Genomic DNA, 22,046 nt, shown 5'->3' with positions numbered 1-22,046 from the left:
AAGCCGGCTCCTACCGGGTGCGAGTCATGAGGCGAGGCTTTTGCGAAAGCGCGCCAGGGCGATGGCGAAGAACAGCAGGCCGATTGCTGTCAGCGCCAGCAGGTCCGGCCAGACGACGTTGACCCCGGCATCGCGAAACAGGATTGCCGCGCTGAGGCTGACGAAATGGGTCGAGGGTGAGCCCTGCATGACCCATTGCAGCCATTGCGGCATGCTGTCCAGCGGCGTGCTGCCACCGGACAACAGCAGCATGGGAATGATCACCGGGATCGCCAGCAGGCCGAACTGCGGGGTGGAGCGGGCCAGGGTGGCAAGGAAGATCCCCAAGGCGGTGCTGGCGAACAGATACAACGCGGTGACCATCAGGAACAGCCCCATTGAGCCCGCCAGTGGTACCCCCAGCACGCCTTTGACTATCACCTCCAGCGATATCCAGGTGCACAGCACCACCACCAGCATATTGCTCCAGATTTTCGCCAGCATGATCTCCAGGGCCGTCAGCGGCAGTACCAGCAAGTGGTCGAGGGTGCCGTGCTCGCGCTCGCGCAGCAGCGCGGTACCGGTGAGCACGATCGCCAGGATGGTGATGTTGTTGACGATCTGGATCACCGCAAGAAACCAGCCTCCCTCCAGGTTAGTGTTGAACAGCGCGCGGGTGGTGAGCAGGGCCGGGGCCTCGCTCGCGGCATCCGCCTGGTTGGCATAGTTGAGCAACTCGCGCTGGAAGATCCGGCCAATGTAGCCGGCGCCCATGAACGCCTGGCTCATGGCGGTGGCGTCGACGTTGACCTGCACCGCCGGCTGGCGGCCGGCCAGCAGGTCGCTCTGGAAGTTGGCGGGGATGTTGATCACGAAAGTGTACTGACCGCTGTCCATCACCTTGTCCAGTTGGTCGTAGGGCAGGGCGACCGGGTTCTGGAACTCCGGTGGTTGCAGGGCTTCTGCCAATTGTCGTGACAGTGCGCTGTGGTCTTCATCCACCAGGGCCACGCTAGCGTTGTGTACGCCAATGACCGAGCCGGCTGCCGGCAGGTAGATGGCCACGGTGAAGGCATACAGCAGGAACAGCAGCAAGACGCTGTCGTGACGCAGGCTGGTGAGCTCCTTGAGACCCAGGCGCAGGATGTGGGCGAGTCGATTCATCAGACCTCCTGCTTTTTCAACATGATCAGGCTGAGCCCGGTGAAACCGAGGAAGAACCCGATCAGTGCCAGGCATTGAGGCCACAGCTCCCGTAGGTCCAGGGCCTTGGTGAAGGTGCCGACGGCGATGTCGAGGAAGTACCCGGCGGGGAACAACTGCCCCATGATCGCCGCCGATCCTTCCAGGGATGAGCGCGGTACGATCAGCCCGGAGAACTGGATCGTGGGCAGGCTGGTGATGATCATGGTGCCGAGAATCGCCGCGATCTGCGTGCGGGTGAAGGCCGAGATCAGCAGACCCATGCTGGTGGTGGCCAGCACGTAGAGTACGCCGCCCAGGGCCAGGGTCAGGCCGCTGCCCTTGAAGGGCACGCCGAACAGCCAGCGGTTCATGGCCACCAGCAATCCCAGGTTGACCAGGCTCACGGCCAGGTACGGCGCCTGCTTGCCAAGGAGGAACTCCAGGCGGGTCAGCGGGGTGGCATAGAAGTTGGTGATCGAGCCCAGTTCCTTTTCGCGAACGATGCCCAGGGCGGTAAGCATGGCCGGAATGAACGCCAGGATCAGCGCCATGACCCCGGGGCCGATGGCGTTGACGCTGACTACGTCCTGGTTGTAGCGAAAGCGTGTTTCCAGCTTGGCTGCGGGCCTTGAGTTAAGTGCCGGACTGCTTTGTTCAGCCAGGCGCTCGAGGTTGGCCTGGTGCACTGCCTCGACGTAGTTGCGGCTGGTTTCCGCGCGAAACGGCATGCCGCCATCCAGCCAGGCCGCCACCGCCGGTTGGCGGCCGGCATACAGGTCACGGCCAAAGCCGGGAGGGATTTCCAGGGCCAGCTTGATCTCCGAACGCTGCAGGCGCCGATGCAGTTCGGCGGAGCTGCGGATGGTGGGTTTTTCCTCGAAGTAGCGTGAGCTGCGGAAGGCCTCCAGGTAGGCGCGGCTTTGCGGCGTCTGGTCCTGGTCGTAGACGGCGAAGGCGAGTTTTTCCACATCCAGGGAAATGCCGTAGCCAAAGATCACCATCATGAAGATCGCCCCTAGCAGGGCAAAGCCCAGGCGCACTTTGTCCCGCAGTAGTTCCTTGCCTTCCCGGGTCGCCACCGCCAGCAGTCGGGCCAGGCTCAGGCCCGAGCGCGGAGGCGCGATGGTGCTGCTGGCGGCTGCGGGTTGCGGAGGCGGCGGAGTGTCCGCAGGCCCTTGGGCCTCTTCCAGGCAGCGGACGAAAGCCGCCTCCAGCGTTTCACCGGCAAATTGCTGTTGCAGCGCCGCCGGAGTGTCGCAGGCCAGTACTTTGCCGGCGTGCATCAGCGAGATGCGGTCGCAGCGCTGGGCCTCGTTCATGAAGTGGGTGGAGAGGAAGATCGTCACCCCCTGATCTCGGGACAACTCGATCAGCAGGCGCCAGAAATCGTCACGGGCCGCCGGGTCGACCCCGGAGGTGGGTTCGTCAAGGATCAGCACTTCCGGGCGATGCAGCACCGCCACCGCCAGGGACAGGCGCTGGCGCAGGCCCAGGGGCAGGGCGCCGGATTGCTGCTCGGCGATTGCGCCCAGGTCGAAGCGCTGGATCAGTTCCTCGATGCGTGGGCCGCTCTCGGTTTTCGGCAGGTCGAACAGGCGGGCATGCAGCTCCAGGTTCTGGCGCACGCTGAGTTCGCCATAAAGAGAAAAACTCTGGGACATGAAGCCGACCCGCTTGCGGGTGGCCAGGTCCTTGGCGTCCACCGGATTGCCCAGCAGTTTGGCGCTGCCTTCAGTGGCGGGCATCAGCCCAGTGAGGACTTTCATGGTGGTGGTCTTGCCGCAGCCGTTGGAGCCGAGGAAGCCGAAGATCTCTCCGCGACCAATGGCGAAACTCACCTTGTTGACTGCGGTGAAGTCACCGAAGCGCAAGGTCAGTTCGTGGGCTTCGATGGCGATGCCCTGAGCGTCGCCGGAGCGGGGCGGGATCACCAGGGGCTGGTTGTCGTGGCCGCTGTCACCCTGGAAATGGGTGAAGGCATCGTCCAGCTTGCCGCTGCCCGTCACCTGCGCCAGCTCTCGGCTCAGGCCCTGGGCGATCAATTTGCCCTGGTCGAGCATCAGGCAATGCTCGAACTGTTCGGCTTCTTCCATGTAGGCGGTGGCCACCAACAGGGTCAGTTGTGGCCGTTGCTGGCGCACATCCTCCACCAGTTCCCAGAAGCGTCGGCGGGAAAGCGGATCGACCCCGGTGGTGGGTTCGTCGAGGATCAACAGATCCGGTTCGTGGATCAGCGCGCAGCACAGACCGAGTTTCTGCTTCATCCCACCGGACAGCTTGCCCGCCGGGCGTTCGGCAAAACGCAGCAGGTCGGTGGCCAGCAGCAGGCTGTGCATGCGCTGGTCGCATTCGTCACGGGGCAGACCGAACAGGGTGGCGAAGAAGCGGATGTTTTCGCTGATGGACAGCTCGGGATACAGGTTGCCCCCCAGCCCCTGGGGCATGAAGGCGATACGCGGGTAGAGGCTGCTGCGGTGGCGGCGCTGGGAGATGGCTCCGCCGAGTACCTCGAGCTCGCCTTGCTGAAGCTTCTTGACCCCGGCAATCAGCCCGAGAAGGCTCGACTTGCCGGCACCGTCAGGACCGATCAGGCCGCAGCGCGTGCCTGCCGGGAGGCTGAAGCTGATGTCGATCAGGGCCTGTTGGGCGCCGTAGCGATGGCTGATGCCGGTGGCGTGCAGCGCCAGGGCACTCATTGCAGGTTAGCCGGCCAGTCCACGGGGGCGGTGCGCACATAACCGGCACCGGGCATGCCCGGTTTGGCCTGGGGCACGGCGGTGGGTTGAGTCAGGCGCACCTTGACCCGGAATACCAGTTTCTGGCGTTCGTCCCGGGTTTCCACTTCTTTGGGGGTGAATTGCGACTTGGCCGCGACGAAGCTGATCTTCGCCTGCAGTGGCTGGTTGGGCAGGGCGTCGAGAACAATCCGCGACTCATCGCCCACCGTCAGGCGTCCGGTGACCGAGGCTGGCAGGTAAAGGTTCATGTATTGGTCGTTGGGATCGATCAACAGCAGTACTCGGCCGCCGGCCCCCAGTACTTCGCCAGGTTCGGCCAGACGCAGTTGGATGATGCCGTCGATGGGGGCTCGCAGGCTGCTGTCGTCGATCTCGCTGGTGAGCTGGGCAACCTGGGCCAGGGCGGCGCCGATAGCGGCCTTGACCGCTGCAACCTGAGCCTGGGCCGCCAGCACGGCTGCATTTCCGGTGTTCAGCCGAGCCTGTTGCTGATCGATGATCTGTTGGCTGGCGAAGCCGCGCCTGAACAGTTCCTGGGAGCGCTTGAGTTCCTGATTGGCCAGGAGCAACTCGCTCTGGCGCAGTTGCACGTTGGCTTCTGCGGCGGAGAGGTTTTCCCGGGCGCGCAGCACTTCGGCTTCGGCCTGGCTGCGCTGGGCCTCCAGGGTGCGGGTGTCCATGCGGGCCAGCAGTTGGCCCTGGAGCACTTTGTCGCCTTCATTGACCCGCACTTCCGCCAGCCGCCCGGGAATCTTGCTGGCGATCTGCACCTCGGTGGCTTCGAGGCGGCCATTGCCCATGCTCAACCCTTCCGGCAGACGGTCCTGGAGGGATTTCCAGTAACCGAAGCCACCAGCGGCGAGCAACAGAATCAAGAGGGAAACAGCGAAAAGGCGGGAAGAACGGTGGTTCGTCGACATGTGTTCTGCGTCCTGCGGCTATAGCGTCCTAGTCTGACGGATCAAGGCTTTTACCCGCTTGATGCTCGTCAAATGAAAGGGCCAAGCCTAAACCTATTGTTCGCAGGCTGCATGGCGATCGGGGCAAAAAACTGGAGCGAGTGCCGTGGCGCTTGCCAGGCCACGGCACGCCGGGGTGGGTGGGTCAGCGTAGAGAGAGCACGGTTGCCCATTGTTCTGTGGTCACTGGCATGACGGACAGGCGACTGCCTTTTTGCACCAGGGGCATTTCAGCGAGGGCTGTCTGCTGCTTGAGATAGTCCAGGCGCAGGACCTTGTTGAAGGTTTCCACGTGGGCTACGTCGATTGCGCTCCAGGCATTTTTCTCGGCGCTGGACTTGGGGTCGAAGTAGACGCTGTCCGACTCCAGGGCCGTGGGGTCCGGGTAGGCCGTCTTGATGATTCGGCCGATGCCGGCGATGCCCGGCTCCGGACAACTGGAGTGGTAGAAGAAGAACTCATCGCCGACGGCCATGGCGCGCAGAAAGTTGCGTGCCTGGTAGTTGCGCACCCCGTCCCAACGAGCCTGGCCAAGCTTGTTCAGGTCCTGGATCGAGAGTTCGTCTGGCTCGGATTTCATCAGCCAATAGGCCATCTTTCTTACCCTCCAAAGGGTGGTTGGGCAGGTTGTCGGAGGATTTTATGACAAACCGACAGTCGGTTGACGCCAGCATTTGCGTGTCGGTTCACGTTATCGCAGAATGCCGGGATTTTAAGCTTGACGCTGCTGCACGGCCTGTTATGGAAACCGTTGCTGTCATCGTGTGTGACTTGCCCGAGGGGGGGCAATCGATGAAACGCCAACCGGATTTACTATGGATTTTGGTTATTTTGTTCGGTTTGGGCGTCGTGACCACCGGTTATGCGCAGAGCTTGTGGGCCAACAAGACCGATGCCCCGATCGAGATTGCCCAACAGCCGCAACCCTTCAAGCGCTGAATCTGTCCCGGCGTCGCTGAGCGAACGCGACGTCTATCGGGCGCAGTACCATCCCTGATCAGTCACGGTGCCCTGTAGCGGCACATCCCAACTGGCCTGATCCAGTCTCGCGACTTTCTGACATTCATGGGCCAGCCCCAGCAGCTTCGGCTTGCGCCAGCTCTTGCGCCGCGCCAGGTAGGCCAGGCTGCGGTCGTAGAAGCCGCCGCCCATTCCCAGGCGCCCACCGTCTTCGTCGAATCCCACCAAGGGCAGGAGCACCAGATCCAGCGCCCAGACTTTGCGTTGGCGTGCGACGTTGATCCTGGGTTCGAGGATACGAAAGCGGTTGGGGCGTAGTTTTTCTCCGGGGCGCACGCGCTGGAAGACCATTTTGGTCCGCGGCCAGGCACTGAGCACAGGCAAATAGGTGGCCTTGCCCCGACGTTGCGCGGCACGCAGCAGCAGGCGCGGATCGATTTCTCCGTCAGTGGGCAGGTACAGGGACAGGTGTCGGGCTCGGCGAAATACCGGATTCTGCGCCAGTTGGCGGTACAGCCCGCAGGCGGCCTGGCGTTGCTGGGCAGGTGTCAGAGCACGACGGGCTTTACGCAGCATGCGTCGAAGTTGCGGGCGGGAAAGCGGCGCAGGTTCGGTCATGGAGGAGGCTATGGAAGGTCGGACATGGCAGAACAGCCTACCCGGAAAAACCAATGCCAGCATGGATAACTGGCATTGGGTGACAATTCAGGCTCCCCGGGTGAACCGCTGTCAACTTAGCCCTTGAACCCGAAAGTTCAAGGCGGAAGATGCAGCAGGCTTTAAGGCTTTCCGTCTAGCGGACATGCACACCAGCCCAACGTGCAACTTCCAGGGTAGTGCGAATCGGCTCAGGGACATCGCCAACTGGCAAGCACCCCAGGGAGTGGCGCAAGTATACCGCAAGCGTTGTCAGGAATCAGCCTTGCTTGCGTCCGAATCGGTGGCCAGGACCAGATCAACACGTTCCAGCAGATCTCGTACCTGTTCGCGGGTGGTGGCACTGGCCTGCACATCCGGACGTTCCTGGCGATGCAGCAGGTCGTGGGTGATGTTCAAGGCGGCCATGACGGCGATGCGATCGGCGCCTATGACTTTGCCGCTGCTGCGGATCTCGCGCATCTTGCCGTCCAGGTAACGGGCGGCGCTCACCAGATTGCTGCGTTCTTCCTGGGGGCAGATGATCGAATATTCTTTGTCGAGGATCTGCACGGTAACGCTATTGCTTGAACTCATGAGTCTTGCTCCAGGGCCTTGAGGCGCGAAATCATCGATTCGACCTTACGCCGGGCGATTTCGTTTTTTTCAATGAGGTGCGCGCGTTCCTCGCGCCAGGTCTTTTCCTGAGCTAATAAGAGTGCGTTTTGACTCTTTAGTTGCTCGACCCGGGTAATAAGCAGTTCGAGTCTGGCCATCAGTGCGTGCAGGTCGGTGTCTTCCATTGTGTCCCACTGAAGTTGGTCTGATGAGTGGCAACTGGCTGGGCAGCGCCTGGACGGCCTGAACAGTCCTGGCGCATCGGGTGCTGTCCGGTCGGCAATCTGTCCGTCGCCCAAGGCCCCGCGGACCGCTGTAACGGGGCGCAAGGCGCAACGCGGCGCTGGCAATGAATGATGACACGCCCTACGATACAAGGCCTTCATTCTAGACATTGCGCCGCTTGGCGCCTAGCTGCCCATGCCCATTCAGAATTCCCCGTACAACGCCTTCGCCACCCTGCTCAGCAGCAGCGGTCATCCTGTTTCTCCTGCCGAATTGCACGGCCTGTTGCTGGGCCGTAGCTGCGCCGGCGCCGGCTTCGAGGTCGACGGCTGGCTGGTGGACGCTTCCGAGCTGCTCGAAGGCGAGCCACAAGACAACGTGCGCAATGCCTTGATCGGCCTGCAGGAAATGGTCAAGGGCGAGCTCACCAGCGACGACATGACCGTGGTCCTGCTGCTGCCCAGCGACGACGCGCCATTGACCGAACGTGCCGCGGCCCTTGGCCAGTGGTGCCAGGGTTTCCTCGCCGGTTTCGGCCTCAACTCCCGTGACAGCAGCGCCCTGAGCGTCGAGGCCACGGAAGTGTTGCAGGACCTTGCAGCCATCGCTCAGGTACAGGATGCGCTGGAAGAGTCCGACGATGGTGAAAGCGACTACATGGAAGTGATGGAGTACCTGCGGGTCGCGCCATTGCTGCTGTTCACCGAAACCAACAAGACCGTTGCACCGGCTGCCAAGCCTTCTCTGCACTGACTGACAGGGAACTGCATCTGCCCATGATTCATATCCCTAGAGCGGAATACAGCCGTCGCCGCAAGGCGCTCATGGCGCAGATGGAGCCCAACAGCATTGCGATCCTGCCGGCGGCGGCCGTGGCCATTCGCAACCGCGATGTGGAGCACGTCTACCGTCAGGACAGTGATTTCCAATACCTCAGCGGTTTTCCCGAGCCCCAGGCCGTGATCGTGCTGATGCCCGGTCGCGAGCATGGCGAGTACGTGCTGTTCTGTCGTGAGCGCAATGCCGAACGGGAACTGTGGGATGGCCTGCGGGCCGGCCAGGAAGGCGCGATCCGTGACTACGGCGCGGACGATGCATTTCCCATCACCGATATCGACGACATTCTCCCGGGCCTGATCGAAGGTCGTGACCGGGTCTATTCGGCCATGGGCAGCAACCCGGAATTCGATCGCCACCTGATGGACTGGATCAACGTGATCCGCTCTAAAGCGCACCTTGGCGCCCAGCCGCCGAACGAGTTCGTTGCCCTGGATCATCTGCTGCACGACATGCGTCTGTATAAATCGGCGGCAGAAGTGAAGGTGATGCGCGAGGCTGCGCGGATTTCCGCCCAGGCCCATATCCGGGCCATGCAGGCCAGTCGCGCCGGGCTGTACGAATTCAGCCTGGAAGCCGAACTGGACTACGAGTTCCGCAAGGGGGGAGCGAAGATGCCGGCCTATGGCTCCATCGTCGCGGCGGGGCGCAACAGCTGCATCCTGCACTACCAACAGAATGACGCCCTGCTCAAGGACGGTGATCTGGTGTTGATCGACGCCGGTTGTGAAATCGACTGCTACGCCAGCGATATCACCCGTACCTGGCCGGTCAATGGCAAGTTCTCTCCCGAGCAGAAGGCGATCTACGAGTTGGTGCTGGCGTCCCAGGAAGCGGCATTTGCCGAGATCGCCCCGAATAAGCACTGGAACCAGGCCCATGAGGCGACGGTTCGGGTGATCACAGCCGGCCTGGTGAGACTGGGCCTGCTGGAAGGCGAGGTCGACGAACTGATCGCCAGCGAGGCCTACAAGGCGTTTTACATGCACCGCGCCGGGCACTGGCTGGGCATGGATGTACACGATGTCGGCGAATACAAGGTCGGCGGCGAGTGGCGGGTGTTGGAGGTCGGCATGGCGCTGACCGTGGAGCCGGGCATCTACATCTCCCCGGACAACCAGCAAGTGGCGAAGAAGTGGCGCGGCATTGGCGTGCGCATCGAGGACGACGTGGTAGTGACCAAGCAGGGCTGTGAAATTCTGACAGGTGGCGTGCCGAAAAGCGTCGCCGAGATCGAGGCGCTGATGGCTGCTGCCCAGGTCCAGGCCTCATGAACCGGGTCAATCTGGCAATCATCGGCGGCGGCCTGGTCGGCGCCAGCCTGGCCCTGGCCCTGCAGGCCGGAGCCAAAGCCCGGGGCTGGAAGATCGTGCTGATCGAACCCTTTGCCCCCGGCGACAGTTTCCAGCCCAGCTACGATGCCCGCTCCTCGGCCCTGTCCTTTGGCGCCCGGCAGATCTATCAGCGCCTGGGCCTGTGGCAGGCGATTTCCCGGCGCGCCGAGCCGATCAAGCAGATTCACGTGTCCGACCGCGGGCGGTTTTCCACCGCGCGCCTGTCGGCCATGGAAGAAGGGGTTCCGGCCCTGGGTTATGTGGTGGAAAACGCCTGGCTCGGCCAGTGCCTGTGGCAAGGCCTGGACAAGGACGTGATCAGTTGGCGCTGCCCGGCGGAAGTCACCCGCCTGGAACCTCTGGAAGGCGGCTATCGCCTGACCCTGAATGACGAAACCACGTTGGAATGCGACCTCGCGGTGCTCGCCGACGGTGGCCGCTCCGGCCTGCGTGAACAGTTGGGTATCGGGGTCAAGAATCGCCCCTATAACCAGAGCGCGCTGATTGCCAACATCACCCCCAGCGAAGCCCACAATGGCATGGCCTTCGAGCGCTTCACCGATGACGGGCCGATGGCGTTGCTGCCATTGCCGGAAAATCGCTGCGCGTTGATCTGGACCCGCCAGGGCATGGACGCTCAGCGTCTGGCCGACCTGGATGACCGTAGTTTCCTCAGCGAATTGCAGGGCGTATTCGGTTATCGTCTGGGCACCTTGAAGCAAGTGGGGGCGCGGCATCTGTATCCGCTGTCTCTGGTAGAAGCCGAAGAGCAGGTACGCCCCCATCTGGTGGTGCTGGGCAATGCCGCCCACAGCCTGCATCCGATTGCCGGGCAGGGTTTCAACCTGTCGTTGCGCGATGCCCAGGCCCTGGCGGATGCCTTGCTGGCCAGCGAGCAGCAGCCGGGCGACTTTGCCGTGCTGCAGGCTTATCGCGAGCGCCAGCGCCTGGACCAGAACCTGACCGTGGGTTTCTCCGATCAGGTTACGCGGCTGTTCGGTAGCAAGCTGCCGCTGCTGTCGGTGGGGCGCAATCTTGGTTTGCTCGGGCTGGACCTGTTGCCCCCGGCCAAGCGCTGGTTCGCGCGCCAGGCCATGGGCCTGGGCACTCGTCCGGATGCGTGAGTGGTTGACCCGACGCGTCGGTAAGGCGCGTCTTTTACGCTGGGTGTTGAACCTGTATCCACCCTACCTTGGGGCCGGTGTACGGATTCGCCAGATCAGTGCGGATTTCCGCGAAGTCCAGGTCTCCATGGGCCTGGGCTGGTACAACCGCAACTATGTCGGCACCCAGTTCGGTGGCAGCCTGTATTCGATGGTGGACCCGTTCTTCATGCTGATGCTCATGGAGAACCTGGGGCGCGACTACATCGTCTGGGACAAGGCCGCAGCCATCGATTTCATCGCTCCGGGCAAGGGCCCGGTGTTTGCTCGGTTCAGCATCGACCAGGCGTTGCTCGACGAGGTTTGTCGGCAGACTGCCAGTGGCGAGAAGTACCTGCCGCAGTTGCAGGTCGAGATTCATGACGGCTCCGGCACCCTGGTGGCGCGGGTCGATAAAACCCTTTATGTGCGGCTCAAGCCGCAAGCGAGACAGGCCTAAAGCATGGAAATGCGCGCAGATGTGCTGATTGTCGGAGCCGGAATGGTCGGCAGTGCCTTGGCGTTGGCGTTGCAGGGCAGTGGCCTGGAAGTGCTGCTGCTCGATGGCGGCTCCCTGAGTGTCAAACCCTTCGACGCCGAGTCGCCGTTCGAACCGCGGGTCAGTGCCTTGTCGGCCGCCAGCCAGCGGATTCTGCAGCGCCTTGGCGCCTGGGACGGTATTGCCGGACGGCGCAGCAGCCCCTACTGCGACATGCAGGTCTGGGACGGCAGCGGCACCGGGCAGATCCATTTCTCGGCCTCCAGCGTGCATGCCGAGGTGCTGGGGCATATCGTCGAGAACCGCGTGGTGCAGGACGCCTTGCTCGAGCGTTTGCACGAATGCGACATCGGTTTGTTGGCCAACGCCCGCCTGGAGCAGATGCGCCGCTCAGGTGATGACTGGTTGCTGACCCTGGCGGACGGCCGAGTGCTGCGCGCGCCGTTGGTGATCGCCGCGGATGGTGCCAATTCGGCCGTACGTCGCCTGACCGGCTGCGCCACCCGCGAGTGGGATTACCTGCACCACGCCATTGTTACCAGCGTGCGTAGCAGTCAGCCGCATCAACTGACGGCCTGGCAACGTTTCACCGATACCGGCCCGCTGGCGTTTTTGCCGCTGGTACGGGATGGGCAGCACGATTGGTGCTCCATTGTCTGGTCCACCACGCCCACCGAGGCCGAACGCCTGATGGCTCTGGATGACACGGCGTTTTGCGCTGAGCTGGAGCGCGCCTTCGAAGGCCGTTTAGGCAAGGTGCTCGGTGCCGACCCGCGGCTCTGTGTACCGCTGCGCCAGCGCCACGCCAAGCGTTACGTGGCCGAAGGCCTGGCGCTGATCGGCGATGCTGCCCACACCATTCATCCGCTGGCGGGGCAGGGGGTCAATCTGGGCTTCCTCGATGCTGCGGTGCTGGCCGAAGTGCTGCTGCAAGCGGCCAGCCGTGGCGAGCGCTTGGCCGAGGTCAAGGTGCTGAGCCGTTTCGAGCGCCGGCGCATGCCTCACAACCTGGCGCTGATGGCTGCCATGGAGGGCTTCGAGCGGTTGTTCCAGGCCGACCCGCTGCCCATGCGCTGGCTGCGCAACACCGGCCTCAAGGTGATCGACCAGATGCCCGAGGCCAAAGCGCTGTTCGTGCGTCAGGCACTGGGCCTGAGCGGCGATCTCCCGGAACTGGCCAGAGCGTAGGAGCCGGCTGGCCGGCGAAGCGTCTGAGAGGACGACCCTACGCAACATCTGGTAACTCCTCGGCGCCGGGTTCGGTTGAGATGGCAAATGGGAGTCCTTATCATTTCGCCTCATTTTGAAATCGAGAGACTGCTCCCATGTTGGCACCGAAGCGTCTACTGACCGCCCTGGCACTCACACTCATCGGCGGCACCGCCCATGCTGCCGATGAAGTCGTGGTCTACTCCTCGCGTATCGATGAGCTGATCAAGCCGGTGTTCGATGCCTACACCCAGAAGACCGGGGTGAAGATCAAGTTCATCACCGACAAGGAAGCGCCGTTGATGCAGCGGATCAAGGCCGAAGGCGAAAACGCCACCGCCGACCTGCTGCTCACCGTGGACGCCGGCAACCTCTGGCAAGCCGAGCAGATGGGCATCCTGCAACCGTTCACCTCCAAGGTCATCGACAGCAACATTCCCCTGCAATATCGCTCTTCCAACCACGCCTGGACCGGCCTGAGCCTGCGGGCGCGGACCCTGGCCTACTCTACGGACCGGGTCAAACCTTCCGAACTGACCACCTATGAAGCCCTGGCCGACAAGCAGTGGGAAGGCCGTCTGTGCCTGCGTACCGCGAAGAAGGTCTACAACCAGTCGCTGACCGCCACCCTGATCGAAACCCATGGTGCCGAGAAAACCGAAGAGATCGTCAAGGGCTGGGTCAACAACCTGTCCACCGATGTGTTCTCCGATGACATCGCGGTGCTGGATGCGATCAACGCCGGTCAGTGTGACGTTGGCATCGTCAACACCTACTACTACGGCCGCCTGCACAAGCAGAAGCCAGATCTGGCGGTGAAGCTGTTCTGGCCGAACCAGGGCGATCGCGGGGTGCACGTCAACCTGTCGGGTATCGGCCTGACCAAGCACGCGCCGCATCCGGAGGCGGCCAAGGCGCTGGTGGAGTGGATGACCACGCCTGAAGCGCAGAAGATCTTCGCCGACGTCAACCAGGAGTTCCCGGCCAACCCGGCGGTGGCGCCTTCTGCGGAAGTGGCCAGCTGGGGCAAGTTCGTCGCCGATACCTTGCCGGTTGAGATCGCCGGCAAGCGCCAGGCCGAAGCCATCCGCTTGATGGACCGCGCTGGCTGGAACTGAGCCTGCCGTTATACTGCGCCCCGCTTTTGCGGGGCGTTTTCTTTAACGGCCCTCGCCACCAACGCTGTCCGCAAGCACGTTTGTCTGTCCCATCTGCCCGAGAGCTTTTTGTGGCCCATCCCGCCCAACGTCGCTGGTATCCCCTGGTCTTCGCCGTAGCGGCCCTGGTCCTGCTGCCGCTCAGCGTGTTGCTGTTGTCCTGGCAGGCCGTCGATCAGCAGATCTGGTCCCACCTGTGGGATACCCAGATGCCGCGTCTGCTGAGCAACACCCTGACCCTGGTGCTTGGGGTGGGTGTGGGTGTGACCCTGCTGGGAGTGAGCCTGGCCTGGCTCACCAGCCTCTGCGAGTTTCCCGGGCGGCGCTGGCTGGATTGGGCGCTGATGCTGCCTTTCGCGATCCCGGCCTATGTACTGGCCTTTGTCTTCGTCGGCCTGCTGGATTTTTCCGGACCGGTGCAAAGCCTGCTGCGGGATTGGTTCGGCACCGGGTTGCGGCTACCGAGAGTGCGCTCCACCGGCGGTGTGATCCTGGTGCTGGTGCTGGTGTTCTATCCCTACGTCTACCTGTTGGCACGCAACGCCTTCCTGGCCCAGGGCAAAGGGTTGATGGAGGCCGCCCGAGTGCTTGGACAGTCGCCCTGGCAGGCCTTTTGGCGTGTGGCGCTGCCCATGGCGCGGCCGGCCATCGGCGCTGGGGTCGCCCTGGCACTGATGGAGACCCTGGCGGATTTCGGCGCGGTGTCGGTGTTCAACTTCGATACCTTCACTACCGCCATCTACAAGACCTGGTACGGCTTTTTCAGTCTCTCCAGCGCCGCACAGCTGGCCAGCCTGTTGCTGCTGGCGGTGATGCTGGTGCTGTACGGCGAACGACGCGCCCGTGGCGCCAGTCGCACCGGCCACGAGCGGCCACGGGGCAAGGCGTTGTACCACCTGTCTGGACTCAAGGCCGTTGCGGCCACGGGCTGGTGTCTGCTGGTATTCGCCTGTGCCTTCGTGATCCCGCTGCTGCAATTGCTGGTGTGGTTCTGGCAGCGCGGGCGCTTCGACCTGGATGAGCGCTATGCCGGGCTGATTGTCCACACCCTGTACCTGGGAGGGATGGCGGCGCTGATCACCGTCAGCGTGGCGTTGCTGTTGGCATTCGCCCGACGCCTGGCGCCGACCCGAGGCATCCGGGCCGGGGTCAGCCTGGCCAATCTCGGTTACGCCTTGCCCGGCTCGGTGCTGGCGGTATCGATCATGCTGGCTTTCAGCTACCTGGACCGGGAACTGGTGATCCCGCTTTCCGGCTGGTTGGGCGGGGCCGGCAAGCCGCTGTTGCTGGGCAGCCTGTCCGCCTTGTTGCTGGCCTATCTGGTGCGTTTTATCGCGGTGGCCTACGGGCCCCTGGAAAACAGCCTGGAGCGGATTCGCCCCTCGTTGCCTGAAGCGGCGCGCAGCCTCGGAGTCAGCGGCCCGCGACTGTTTTTCAAAGTGTATCTGCCGCTGTTGCTGCCCGGGACCTTGAGCGCCGCCTTGCTGGTGTTCGTCGATGTGCTCAAGGAAATGCCCGCCACCTTGCTGATGCGCCCGTTCGGCTGGGACACGCTGGCGGTGCGGATCTTCGAAATGACCAGTGAAGGGGAGTGGGCGCGAGCTTCGTTGCCGGCACTGACCTTGGTGCTGGTGGGGCTGCTGCCGGTGATTGGCCTGATTCGTCGCTCGGCCCATCGAATCGGTTAGGTGCCAGCCTTCCACCTTGCGGCTACAATGCGCGGCATTCGGTGCGGCCTGTTGTTTGGCCGGGACGCTGAAATCGGCTGTAAGCCATCTATTTCAAGGCTTTCACCCTAGCAGCGCCAGTCCGCACCCTCGCCACGCCCGGAAGGAGAAACCCATGGGACAGCGTACGCCTCTGTATGACCTGCATCTCGCCCTCGGCGCGAAAATGGTCGATTTTGGCGGTTGGGATATGCCTTTGCATTACGGCTCGCAGGTCGAGGAGCACCATCAGGTGCGACGTGATTGCGGTGTGTTCGATGTATCCCACATGACCGTGATCGATGTCAGCGGTGCCCAGGCCAAGGCCTGGCTCCAGCAGTTGCTGGCCAATGATGTCGAGCGTCTGCAAAGACCCGGCCAGGCTCTGTACAGCACCATGCTCAACGAACATGGCGGCATCGTCGACGACATGATCGTCTATCGCCTCGAAGACGCTTATCGCCTGGCGCTCAACGCCGCGACCCGTGACCAGGACCTGGCCTGGATGCAGGCGCAGCTGGGGGATTTCCAGGTGCAGTTACGTGAGCGCCCGGAGCTGGCGATGCTGGCGATCCAGGGCCCACAGGCGCGCAACAAGATTGCCGAACTGGTGACCCAGTCGCGCGGTACGCTGATCCAGCAGCTCAAGCCATTCGAAGCCGGTTTCGACGGTGACTGGTTCATTGCCCGCACCGGCTACACCGGTGAGGACGGTCTGGAGATCGTCCTGCCCGCCGACCAGGCACCGGCCTTTTTCAACGATCTGGTGGGGGCGGGGATCTCGCCCATCGGTCTGGGCGCCCGGGATACCCTGCGTCTGGAAGCCGGCATGAACCTCTATGGCCAGGACATTCACCAGGACGTCTCGCCCCTGGCGGCGAACATGGCCTGGAGCATTGCCTGGGAACCGGCCTCGCGCAAATTCATCGGCCGCACCGCCCTGGAGGCCGAGCGAGCATCTGGGATAAAGCAGAAATTGGTGGGCCTGGTCCTGGAAGAGCGCGGGGTTTTGCGCGCACATCAGGTGGTTCGCATCGCCGATGTTGGCGAAGGTGAGATCACCAGTGGTAGTTTCTCCCCTACGCTGAGTAAATCGATCGCACTGGCGCGGGTGCCGATGGCCACCGCCGACCGTGCTGAAGTGGAAATCCGTGGCAAGTGGTACCCGGTTCGGGTGGTCAAACCGACTTTCGTGCGCCATGGCAAAACCTTGATCTAACTTTTTGCACCGGCATTGCGCCGCTGACATTTCTTCTTGAGGACACTGAACATGAGCGATATCCCTGCCCACCTGCGTTTTGCCGATAGTCACGAATGGGCCCGTCTGGAAGCCGACGGCAGTGTGACTGTGGGTATTAGCGACCACGCCCAGGAAGCCCTGGGCGATGTGGTATTCGTCGAGCTGACGGAAGTTGGCAACGTGTTTGGCGCAGGGGACCAGGCGGGTGTGGTGGAGTCGGTCAAGGCCGCTTCCGACATCTATGCCCCGGTGGCTGGTGAAGTGATCGCCGTCAACGAAGAGTTGAGCGCCAGCCCCGAGCTGCTCAACAGCGACCCCTACGGTGCCTGGATCTTCAAGCTCAAGCCAAGCAACCCGGCCGATCTGGACAAGCTGCTGGACGCTGCCGGCTACAAGGCTGCCATCGGCGAGTAAGCCGTTCCTGCAAGCAGGCCCGCTCCCGTTCTGCAGGAGCGAGCTTGCTCGCGAAGATGCTTAAGCCTGCAACACCTCTTTCACTGCCGCCACCGCACGTTCCACGTCGGCCTTGCTCATGGCAGTGAACATTGGCAACGAGACGATCAGACGACCGACCCGTTCCGCCACCGGGAACATTCCCTCCTTGAAACCGCGCTCGCGGTACAGGCTCAGCAAGTGGATCGGCGGGTAGTGATAGCCGATGCCGATGCCCCGTTCCTGCATCTGCTCCATGAAGGTGGCGCGAGCCGGCTTGCCGTCCTTGCGCTCCGGCAGCACCAGTTGGAACAGGTGCCAGTTGCTGTTGCTGAAATCCGCCGGCGGTAGCTGGGCGCCATAGCGGGCCTCGAAGTCGCTGCCGAAGCATTCGAAGTAGTGCCGGGCCAGCTCACGGCGGTGGGCGGTGATCGCCTCGATATGGGCGAACTGGCCCAGGCCGATGGCAGCGGCGACGTCGGTCATGTTGAACTTGCCCCCCAGCACATCCACATCCAAGCCGTCGAAGCCGTTGCGGGTCACGCCTTGCAGGCGGTACTTCTCGGCCAGGCGCACTTCCTCCGGTGTGTTGAGTACCAGGCAGCCGCCCTCTGAAGAGGTGACGTTCTTGTTGGCCTGGAAGCTGAAGGACACGAAGTCGCCACCGGCGCCGATGCGTTGGCCATCCCAGCTGGAGCCCAGGGCCTGGGCGGCATCTTCGACCACCCGCAGGCCGTGCTTCTTGGCCAGGGCATAGAGGCGGCTCATGTCCACCGGCAGGCCGGCGAGGTACACCGGGATGATGGCCTTGGTACGCGGGGTGATGGCGGCTTCGACTTGATCCAGGTCGATATTGCGGGTGATTGGATCGATATCGGCGAACACCGGCGTGGCGCCGACTTCGAGGATCACGTTGGCGGTGGCCACCCAGGAAATCGGCGTGGTGATGACTTCATCTCCAGGGCCGATGCCGGCAATGCGCAAGGCGATCTCCATGGTGCAGGTGCCGGAGTTGAAGGTGCGTACCGTGCGTCCGCCGAAGAACTCCGAGAGCTGGGCCTCGAAAGCCTGGACCTTGGGGCCGCTGGTGATCCAGCCCGAACGCAGCACTTCGCCGACGGCGGCGATGGTGGATTCATCGATGGTGGGTTTGGAGAACGGCAGGAAAGGCTGTTGGTTCATGACGATGGGGCACCCGATAAGCGGACGATGAGAGCAGGGGTTGAGGCGCACCGGGGCCGGCGCGCGAACGCTGTGCATGATGGTACCGATTGCCTCGGGATGCCAGCGCGTCGACGCGGGGAATCGGCTGCTATGCTGCTTGGCACCCTGTTGCATCGACGCTGAGCGCCGCTTATCGGAGAGAGCCTGCCATGTCCCCGTCGCCATCCCTGAGCCAGTTACGCGAGCCCAACGCATTTCTCCACCGGCACCTGGGGCCCGATGCCGAGGAGCAGCAGGCGATGCTCGCCAGTCTCGGGCTGGGCAGTCGGATCGAGCTGATCGAGCAGACGGTGCCGCCGGGAATCCGCCTCAACCGCGCCCTGGACCTGCCGCCGGCACTGGACGAGCAGGCGGCCCTGGCCAAGCTCAAGGATTATGCCTCGCAGAACCAGGTCTGGACCAGCCTGATCGGCATGGGTTACCACGGCACCCTGACGCCGACGGTCATCCTGCGCAACGTGTTGGAAAACCCCGGTTGGTACACCGCCTACACGCCCTACCAACCGGAAATCGCCCAGGGCCGGCTCGAAGCCCTGCTGAACTTCCAGCAGATGACCATCGACCTCACCGGCCTCGATCTGGCCAATGCCTCTTTGCTGGACGAGGCCACCGCAGCGGCCGAGGCCATGGCGCTGGCCAAGCGCGTGGCCAAGTCCAGGAGCAATCTGTTTTTTGTCGATGAACACTGCCATCCCCAGACTATCTCCGTGGTGCGCACCCGGGCCGAGGGTTTCGGTTTCGAGGTGATCGTCGACGCTGTGGATAACTTGTCTACGCATCAGGTGTTTGGCGCGCTGTTGCAGTACCCGGATACCCACGGCGAGATCCGCGACCTGCGGCCGTTGATCGATCAATTGCATGCCCAGCAGGCCCTGGCCTGTGTGGCCGCCGATCTGCTCAGTCTGCTGGTACTGACCCCGCCCGGCGAGCTGGGGGCCGATGTGGTCCTGGGTTCCTCCCAGCGCTTTGGCGTGCCCATGGGCTACGGCGGTCCTCACGCAGCGTTTTTCGCTTGTCGCGACGAGTACAAGCGGGCGATGCCCGGGCGCATCATCGGCGTGTCCAAGGATGCCCGGGGACAGGTGGCCTTGCGCATGGCCCTGCAAACCCGCGAGCAACATATCCGCCGCGAGAAGGCCAACTCCAATATCTGCACCGCCCAGGTGTTGTTGGCCAACATCGCCAGCTTCTATGCGGTCTATCACGGTCCGGCCGGCCTCAAGCGCATTGCCCAGCGGGTGCATCGCTTGACTTGCATCCTCGCTGCGGGCCTCGAACGCCACGGCATAGCGCGGGTCAACCGGCACTTTTTCGACACCTTGACCCTGGAGGTGGGCGGTAGCCAGACCGCGATCATCGAGAGCGCCAAGGCGCTGCAGATCAACCTGCGGATTCTCGGTCGTGGCCAGTTGGGCCTGAGCCTCGATGAGACCTGTGACGAAACCACCGTGGCCCGGCTGCTGGACGTGTTTCTCGGCGCGGACCATGGGTTGGACGTCGCCGAACTGGATGCCGAGTCGCTGGCCTCGGGTCTTCCTGACAGCTTGTTGCGCCGCAGCCCCTACCTGACCCATCCAGTGTTCAGCGCCCATCACAGCGAAACCGAGATGCTGCGCTACCTCAAGCAACTGGAGAACAAGGACCTGGCGCTCAACCAGTCGATGATCCCCCTGGGCTCCTGCACCATGAAGCTCAATGCCAGCAGCGAGATGATCCCCATCACCTGGCCGGAGTTCGCCAATCTGCACCCCTTCGCCCCCCGGGAACAGGCCGCTGGTTACACCTTGATGATCGAGGAACTGGAGCGTTGGTTGTGCGCGATCACCGGCTTCGATGCCATCTGCATGCAGCCCAATTCCGGTGCCCAGGGCGAGTACGCGGGGTTACTGGCCATTCGTCGTTACCACGAGAGCCGCCAGCAAGGGGGGCGGCACATTTGCCTGATACCGGCCTCGGCCCATGGCACCAATCCGGCTTCGGCGCAGATGGCCGGGATGCAGGTGGTGATCGTCGAGTGCGATGAGGCCGGCAACGTCGACCTGGAGGATCTGACGGTCAAGGCCCAGGCCGCCGGCGATCGGCTGTCCTGCCTGATGGCCACTTACCCCTCGACCCATGGCGTCTATGAAGAGGGCATCAGCCATATCTGTGAAGTTATCCACAGCCACGGCGGCCAGGTGTACATGGACGGCGCCAATCTCAATGCCCAGGTGGGCCTGGCCCGACCTGCGGACATCGGCGCCGATGTCTCGCACATGAACCTGCACAAGACGTTCTGCATTCCCCATGGCGGCGGCGGGCCGGGGATGGGACCCATCGGCGTGCGCGCCCATCTGGCGCCCTTTGTCGCCAATCATCCGGTGGTGCCGATCGACGGGCCGCTTGCAGAGAATGGCGCGGTCAGCGCGGCGCCCTGGGGCAGCGCCAGTATCCTGCCAATCAGCTGGATGTACATCGCCCTGATGGGGCCGCAACTGGCGGATGCCAGCGAGGTGGCGATCCTCGCCGCCAATTACCTGGCCGCCCAGCTCAGTGGTGCCTTCCCGGTGCTCTATAGCGGGCGCAATGGCCGAGTGGCCCACGAATGCATTCTCGACCTGCGGCCGCTCAAGGCCCTGACCGGGATTACCGAGGAGGATGTGGCCAAGCGTCTGATGGACTACGGTTTCCATGCCCCGACCATGTCGTTCCCGGTGCCGGGCACGCTGATGGTGGAACCCACAGAAAGCGAGTCCAAGGCCGAGCTGGACCGCTTTGTCGAGGCCATGCTGAGCATTCGTGCCGAGATCGCCCAGGTCCAGGAGGGCAATTGGCCGGCCGAAGACAATCCGCTCAAGGGCGCGCCCCATACCCTGGCGGACATCACCGGGATCTGGGAGCGGCCCTACAGCATCGAGCAGGCGGTGCTGCCCAGCGCCCACGCCCGGGCCCACAAGTACTGGCCGGCGGTGAACCGGGTGGACAACGTCTACGGCGATCGCAATCTGTTCTGCGCCTGTGTTCCGGTGGAGGCCTATCGCTGAATTCGCCTCAGTAGGGGGGGTGTAGCCGCGTCGGACGACTGCCTTGGGTGTTGCGCCGTAATGGTTGAGTTTCCAGGGGATAGAGGTGCAGCAGTTCTTCTTCGATGACCTGGTTGCTCAGGCCCAGTTCCAGTTCCGGGCAGTCCAGGTCCAGCCAGTCGCCGTGTTGCAACTGCAGTTCGCTCTCGCGCCGGCAGGCACTGTGAAACACGTAGTGGACCATGCCCGGTTGCAGGAACTGCTCATGCTGTTCGAGGAACGCCTGGGAGTATTTGCGGATCGCCCACCAGTTCTGCAGATCGAGGCGATAGCTGAGGTAGGACAACTGCACGCCCTGGCGTTCAACCCGTACATTGAGTGACAGGCTGCTCTGCAGCTCGCCGAGGATCAGCGCCGGAGTGATGGCGCACTGGCGCAGGCGTGATTGTGCGCAGGAACTGGCGTCCTGGCGGCTGAGCAGCGGGTCATGGATGTCATGACCCAGGCTGAAGCCGACAAAGCGCAGTTGCTTGAAGTGGTCCACCAGATACACGCACATCACGCCTGGCTGACTGCAAATACTCAGGGCGTGATACGGGATCATCAGCGCCTCGCCGTCGGTCTTGAGCAGGCTGCCGTTGCCCTTGTAGAACCAGCCCTGGCGGGTGTTCGGGGTGTTCAGGGTGACCTCGCTGACCTGGGCCAGCAGGCTGTCGCTGGGCTTGAGTGGCGGACGCAGCGGCCCTTGCGGGTGTCCCTCGGGAGGCTGTTGCGGATGGGTTGGCAGGCTGCGCAGGTACTCGCCCCAATCCAGGTGCCGGCGGGCGCAGAAATGCAGGGTTTCGTATAACCCACCGTGTTCGGACAGGGCGTGCATGCTGCGACCATTGTGAAAGTCGAACAGCCCGATGGTGCGCTGTTCCTTGTGGCAGACATCCAGCAACAGCAGGTAATCGTCCATGAT

General features: G+C 63.2%; 20 protein-coding genes and 1 other RNA gene. 11 read left to right on the top strand and 10 right to left on the bottom strand.

What is annotated here, in order from left to right; translation table 11 throughout:
• Window positions 1-24: 24 nt before the first annotated feature.
• The 4 genes from P7C00_RS31015 to P7C00_RS31000 all read right to left on the bottom strand — a co-directional run bounded on the left by P7C00_RS31015 (window position 25) and on the right by P7C00_RS31000 (window position 5,456).
• Window positions 25-1,143, bottom strand: coding sequence for an ABC transporter permease (locus P7C00_RS31015; RefSeq protein WP_404937878.1), 1,119 nt, complete (start codon window positions 1,141-1,143; stop codon window positions 25-27).
• Entirely contained in the window at window positions 1,143-3,860 is a 2,718-nt protein-coding gene (gene rbbA / locus P7C00_RS31010; protein ID WP_346633337.1) for a ribosome-associated ATPase/putative transporter RbbA, read from the bottom strand. Before rbbA ends, P7C00_RS31015 begins: the two co-directional genes overlap by 1 nt.
• Window positions 3,857-4,822, bottom strand: coding sequence for an HlyD family efflux transporter periplasmic adaptor subunit (locus tag P7C00_RS31005; protein WP_346633336.1), 966 nt, complete (start codon window positions 4,820-4,822; stop codon window positions 3,857-3,859). The genes rbbA and P7C00_RS31005 overlap by 4 nt, the downstream gene beginning before the upstream one ends.
• Before the next feature lie 184 nt (window positions 4,823-5,006).
• Complete coding sequence (locus tag P7C00_RS31000) at window positions 5,007-5,456, bottom strand: EVE domain-containing protein (RefSeq protein ID WP_346633335.1); 450 nt, start codon at window positions 5,454-5,456, stop codon at window positions 5,007-5,009.
• A gap of 47 nt (window positions 5,457-5,503) precedes the next feature.
• Between P7C00_RS31000 and P7C00_RS30995 the strand changes: the two genes are divergently transcribed.
• The gene (locus tag P7C00_RS30995) at window positions 5,504-5,800 is read left to right on the top strand and encodes a hypothetical protein (protein WP_102862188.1); all 297 of its coding nucleotides are present in this window, start codon (window positions 5,504-5,506) and stop codon (window positions 5,798-5,800) included.
• A gap of 33 nt (window positions 5,801-5,833) precedes the next feature.
• Here P7C00_RS30995 and P7C00_RS30990 read toward each other — a convergent pair whose 3' ends face one another.
• The 4 genes from P7C00_RS30990 to P7C00_RS30975 form a co-directional block, all read right to left on the bottom strand.
• The gene (locus tag P7C00_RS30990; protein WP_346633334.1) at window positions 5,834-6,439 is read right to left on the bottom strand and encodes a 5-formyltetrahydrofolate cyclo-ligase; all 606 of its coding nucleotides are present in this window, start codon (window positions 6,437-6,439) and stop codon (window positions 5,834-5,836) included.
• Window positions 6,440-6,528: 89 nt separating this feature from the next.
• Window positions 6,529-6,707: non-coding RNA, 6S RNA (gene ssrS, locus P7C00_RS30985), on the bottom strand.
• A 23-nt stretch (window positions 6,708-6,730) separates the two neighbouring features.
• Complete coding sequence (locus P7C00_RS30980; protein WP_016962902.1) at window positions 6,731-7,054, bottom strand: cell division protein ZapA; 324 nt, start codon at window positions 7,052-7,054, stop codon at window positions 6,731-6,733.
• Window positions 7,051-7,260: a TIGR02449 family protein gene (locus tag P7C00_RS30975; RefSeq protein ID WP_011064144.1), complete on the bottom strand. Its 210-nt coding sequence runs from the start codon at window positions 7,258-7,260 to the stop codon at window positions 7,051-7,053. Before P7C00_RS30975 ends, P7C00_RS30980 begins: the two co-directional genes overlap by 4 nt.
• A gap of 235 nt (window positions 7,261-7,495) precedes the next feature.
• Here P7C00_RS30975 and P7C00_RS30970 point away from each other — a divergent pair, with 235 nt between their 5' ends.
• From P7C00_RS30970 to gcvH, 9 genes are all read left to right on the top strand, one after another.
• Entirely contained in the window at window positions 7,496-8,053 is a 558-nt protein-coding gene (locus tag P7C00_RS30970) for a YecA family protein (protein WP_123726759.1), read from the top strand.
• 23 nt (window positions 8,054-8,076) lie between these two features.
• Window positions 8,077-9,411: a Xaa-Pro aminopeptidase gene (gene pepP, locus P7C00_RS30965; protein WP_346633333.1), complete on the top strand. Its 1,335-nt coding sequence runs from the start codon at window positions 8,077-8,079 to the stop codon at window positions 9,409-9,411.
• Entirely contained in the window at window positions 9,408-10,595 is a 1,188-nt protein-coding gene (ubiH, locus tag P7C00_RS30960; RefSeq protein WP_404937877.1) for a 2-octaprenyl-6-methoxyphenyl hydroxylase, read from the top strand. Before pepP ends, ubiH begins: the two co-directional genes overlap by 4 nt.
• On the top strand, window positions 10,588-11,073 hold the full coding sequence (locus P7C00_RS30955) for a DUF4442 domain-containing protein (RefSeq protein WP_346633331.1): 486 nt from the start codon (window positions 10,588-10,590) through the stop codon (window positions 11,071-11,073). Before ubiH ends, P7C00_RS30955 begins: the two co-directional genes overlap by 8 nt.
• 9 nt (window positions 11,074-11,082) lie before the next feature.
• Window positions 11,083-12,300, top strand: a complete 1,218-nt coding sequence (locus P7C00_RS30950; protein ID WP_346633433.1) for a 2-octaprenyl-3-methyl-6-methoxy-1,4-benzoquinol hydroxylase — start codon at window positions 11,083-11,085, stop codon at window positions 12,298-12,300.
• Window positions 12,301-12,437: 137 nt separating this feature from the next.
• Window positions 12,438-13,439: an extracellular solute-binding protein gene (locus P7C00_RS30945; protein WP_346633330.1), complete on the top strand. Its 1,002-nt coding sequence runs from the start codon at window positions 12,438-12,440 to the stop codon at window positions 13,437-13,439.
• 110 nt (window positions 13,440-13,549) lie between these two features.
• The gene (locus P7C00_RS30940) at window positions 13,550-15,166 is read left to right on the top strand and encodes an iron ABC transporter permease (RefSeq protein ID WP_346633329.1); all 1,617 of its coding nucleotides are present in this window, start codon (window positions 13,550-13,552) and stop codon (window positions 15,164-15,166) included.
• Between the two features lie 154 nt (window positions 15,167-15,320).
• On the top strand, window positions 15,321-16,403 hold the full coding sequence (gcvT, locus tag P7C00_RS30935) for a glycine cleavage system aminomethyltransferase GcvT (protein WP_346633328.1): 1,083 nt from the start codon (window positions 15,321-15,323) through the stop codon (window positions 16,401-16,403).
• 51 nt (window positions 16,404-16,454) lie between these two features.
• Window positions 16,455-16,838, top strand: a complete 384-nt coding sequence (gene gcvH, locus P7C00_RS30930) for a glycine cleavage system protein GcvH (RefSeq protein WP_346633327.1) — start codon at window positions 16,455-16,457, stop codon at window positions 16,836-16,838.
• Window positions 16,839-16,898: 60 nt separating this feature from the next.
• Here gcvH and P7C00_RS30925 read toward each other — a convergent pair whose 3' ends face one another.
• On the bottom strand, window positions 16,899-18,038 hold the full coding sequence (locus P7C00_RS30925) for a DegT/DnrJ/EryC1/StrS aminotransferase family protein (RefSeq protein WP_346633326.1): 1,140 nt from the start codon (window positions 18,036-18,038) through the stop codon (window positions 16,899-16,901).
• 191 nt (window positions 18,039-18,229) lie between these two features.
• On the opposite strand from P7C00_RS30925, the gene gcvP reads away from it, so the two are divergent.
• On the top strand, window positions 18,230-21,103 hold the full coding sequence (gene gcvP, locus P7C00_RS30920; protein WP_404937876.1) for an aminomethyl-transferring glycine dehydrogenase: 2,874 nt from the start codon (window positions 18,230-18,232) through the stop codon (window positions 21,101-21,103).
• A gap of 7 nt (window positions 21,104-21,110) precedes the next feature.
• On the opposite strand, the gene P7C00_RS30915 is transcribed toward gcvP, so the two are convergent.
• A complete protein-coding gene (locus P7C00_RS30915; RefSeq protein ID WP_346633324.1) occupies window positions 21,111-22,043 on the bottom strand; it encodes a fumarylacetoacetate hydrolase in 933 nt (310 codons plus the stop codon).
• Window positions 22,044-22,046: the final 3 nt, after the last annotated feature.

Origin of the sequence: Pseudomonas sp. JDS08PS003 (assembly GCF_045013505.1) — a bacterium.
Lineage (GTDB): Bacteria > Pseudomonadota > Gammaproteobacteria > Pseudomonadales > Pseudomonadaceae > Aquipseudomonas > Aquipseudomonas protegens_B.
The sequence above is the reverse complement of the archived record's forward strand: the minus strand, read 5'-3'. Positions and strand labels throughout refer to the sequence as shown.

Excerpts from the sequence above, each read along its gene's own strand:
- P7C00_RS31015 (WP_404937878.1), bottom strand. The coding sequence starts at position 1,143 with ATGAATCGACTCGCCCACATCCTGCGCCTGGGTCTCAAGGAGCTCACC.
- rbbA (WP_346633337.1), bottom strand. The coding sequence starts at position 3,860 with ATGAGTGCCCTGGCGCTGCACGCCACCGGCATCAGCCATCGCTACGGC.
- P7C00_RS31005 (WP_346633336.1), bottom strand. The coding sequence starts at position 4,822 with ATGTCGACGAACCACCGTTCTTCCCGCCTTTTCGCTGTTTCCCTCTTG.
- P7C00_RS31000 (WP_346633335.1), bottom strand. The coding sequence starts at position 5,456 with ATGGCCTATTGGCTGATGAAATCCGAGCCAGACGAACTCTCGATCCAG.
- P7C00_RS30995 (WP_102862188.1), top strand. The coding sequence starts at position 5,504 with ATGACAAACCGACAGTCGGTTGACGCCAGCATTTGCGTGTCGGTTCAC.
- P7C00_RS30990 (WP_346633334.1), bottom strand. The coding sequence starts at position 6,439 with ATGACCGAACCTGCGCCGCTTTCCCGCCCGCAACTTCGACGCATGCTG.
- P7C00_RS30980 (WP_016962902.1), bottom strand. The coding sequence starts at position 7,054 with ATGAGTTCAAGCAATAGCGTTACCGTGCAGATCCTCGACAAAGAATAT.
- P7C00_RS30975 (WP_011064144.1), bottom strand. The coding sequence starts at position 7,260 with ATGGAAGACACCGACCTGCACGCACTGATGGCCAGACTCGAACTGCTT.
- P7C00_RS30970 (WP_123726759.1), top strand. The coding sequence starts at position 7,496 with ATGCCCATTCAGAATTCCCCGTACAACGCCTTCGCCACCCTGCTCAGC.
- pepP (WP_346633333.1), top strand. The coding sequence starts at position 8,077 with ATGATTCATATCCCTAGAGCGGAATACAGCCGTCGCCGCAAGGCGCTC.
- ubiH (WP_404937877.1), top strand. The coding sequence starts at position 9,408 with ATGAACCGGGTCAATCTGGCAATCATCGGCGGCGGCCTGGTCGGCGCC.
- P7C00_RS30955 (WP_346633331.1), top strand. The coding sequence starts at position 10,588 with ATGCGTGAGTGGTTGACCCGACGCGTCGGTAAGGCGCGTCTTTTACGC.
- P7C00_RS30950 (WP_346633433.1), top strand. The coding sequence starts at position 11,083 with ATGCGCGCAGATGTGCTGATTGTCGGAGCCGGAATGGTCGGCAGTGCC.
- P7C00_RS30945 (WP_346633330.1), top strand. The coding sequence starts at position 12,438 with ATGTTGGCACCGAAGCGTCTACTGACCGCCCTGGCACTCACACTCATC.
- gcvT (WP_346633328.1), top strand. The coding sequence starts at position 15,321 with ATGGGACAGCGTACGCCTCTGTATGACCTGCATCTCGCCCTCGGCGCG.
- gcvH (WP_346633327.1), top strand. The coding sequence starts at position 16,455 with ATGAGCGATATCCCTGCCCACCTGCGTTTTGCCGATAGTCACGAATGG.
- P7C00_RS30925 (WP_346633326.1), bottom strand. The coding sequence starts at position 18,038 with ATGAACCAACAGCCTTTCCTGCCGTTCTCCAAACCCACCATCGATGAA.
- gcvP (WP_404937876.1), top strand. The coding sequence starts at position 18,230 with ATGTCCCCGTCGCCATCCCTGAGCCAGTTACGCGAGCCCAACGCATTT.
- P7C00_RS30915 (WP_346633324.1), bottom strand. The coding sequence starts at position 22,043 with ATGGACGATTACCTGCTGTTGCTGGATGTCTGCCACAAGGAACAGCGC.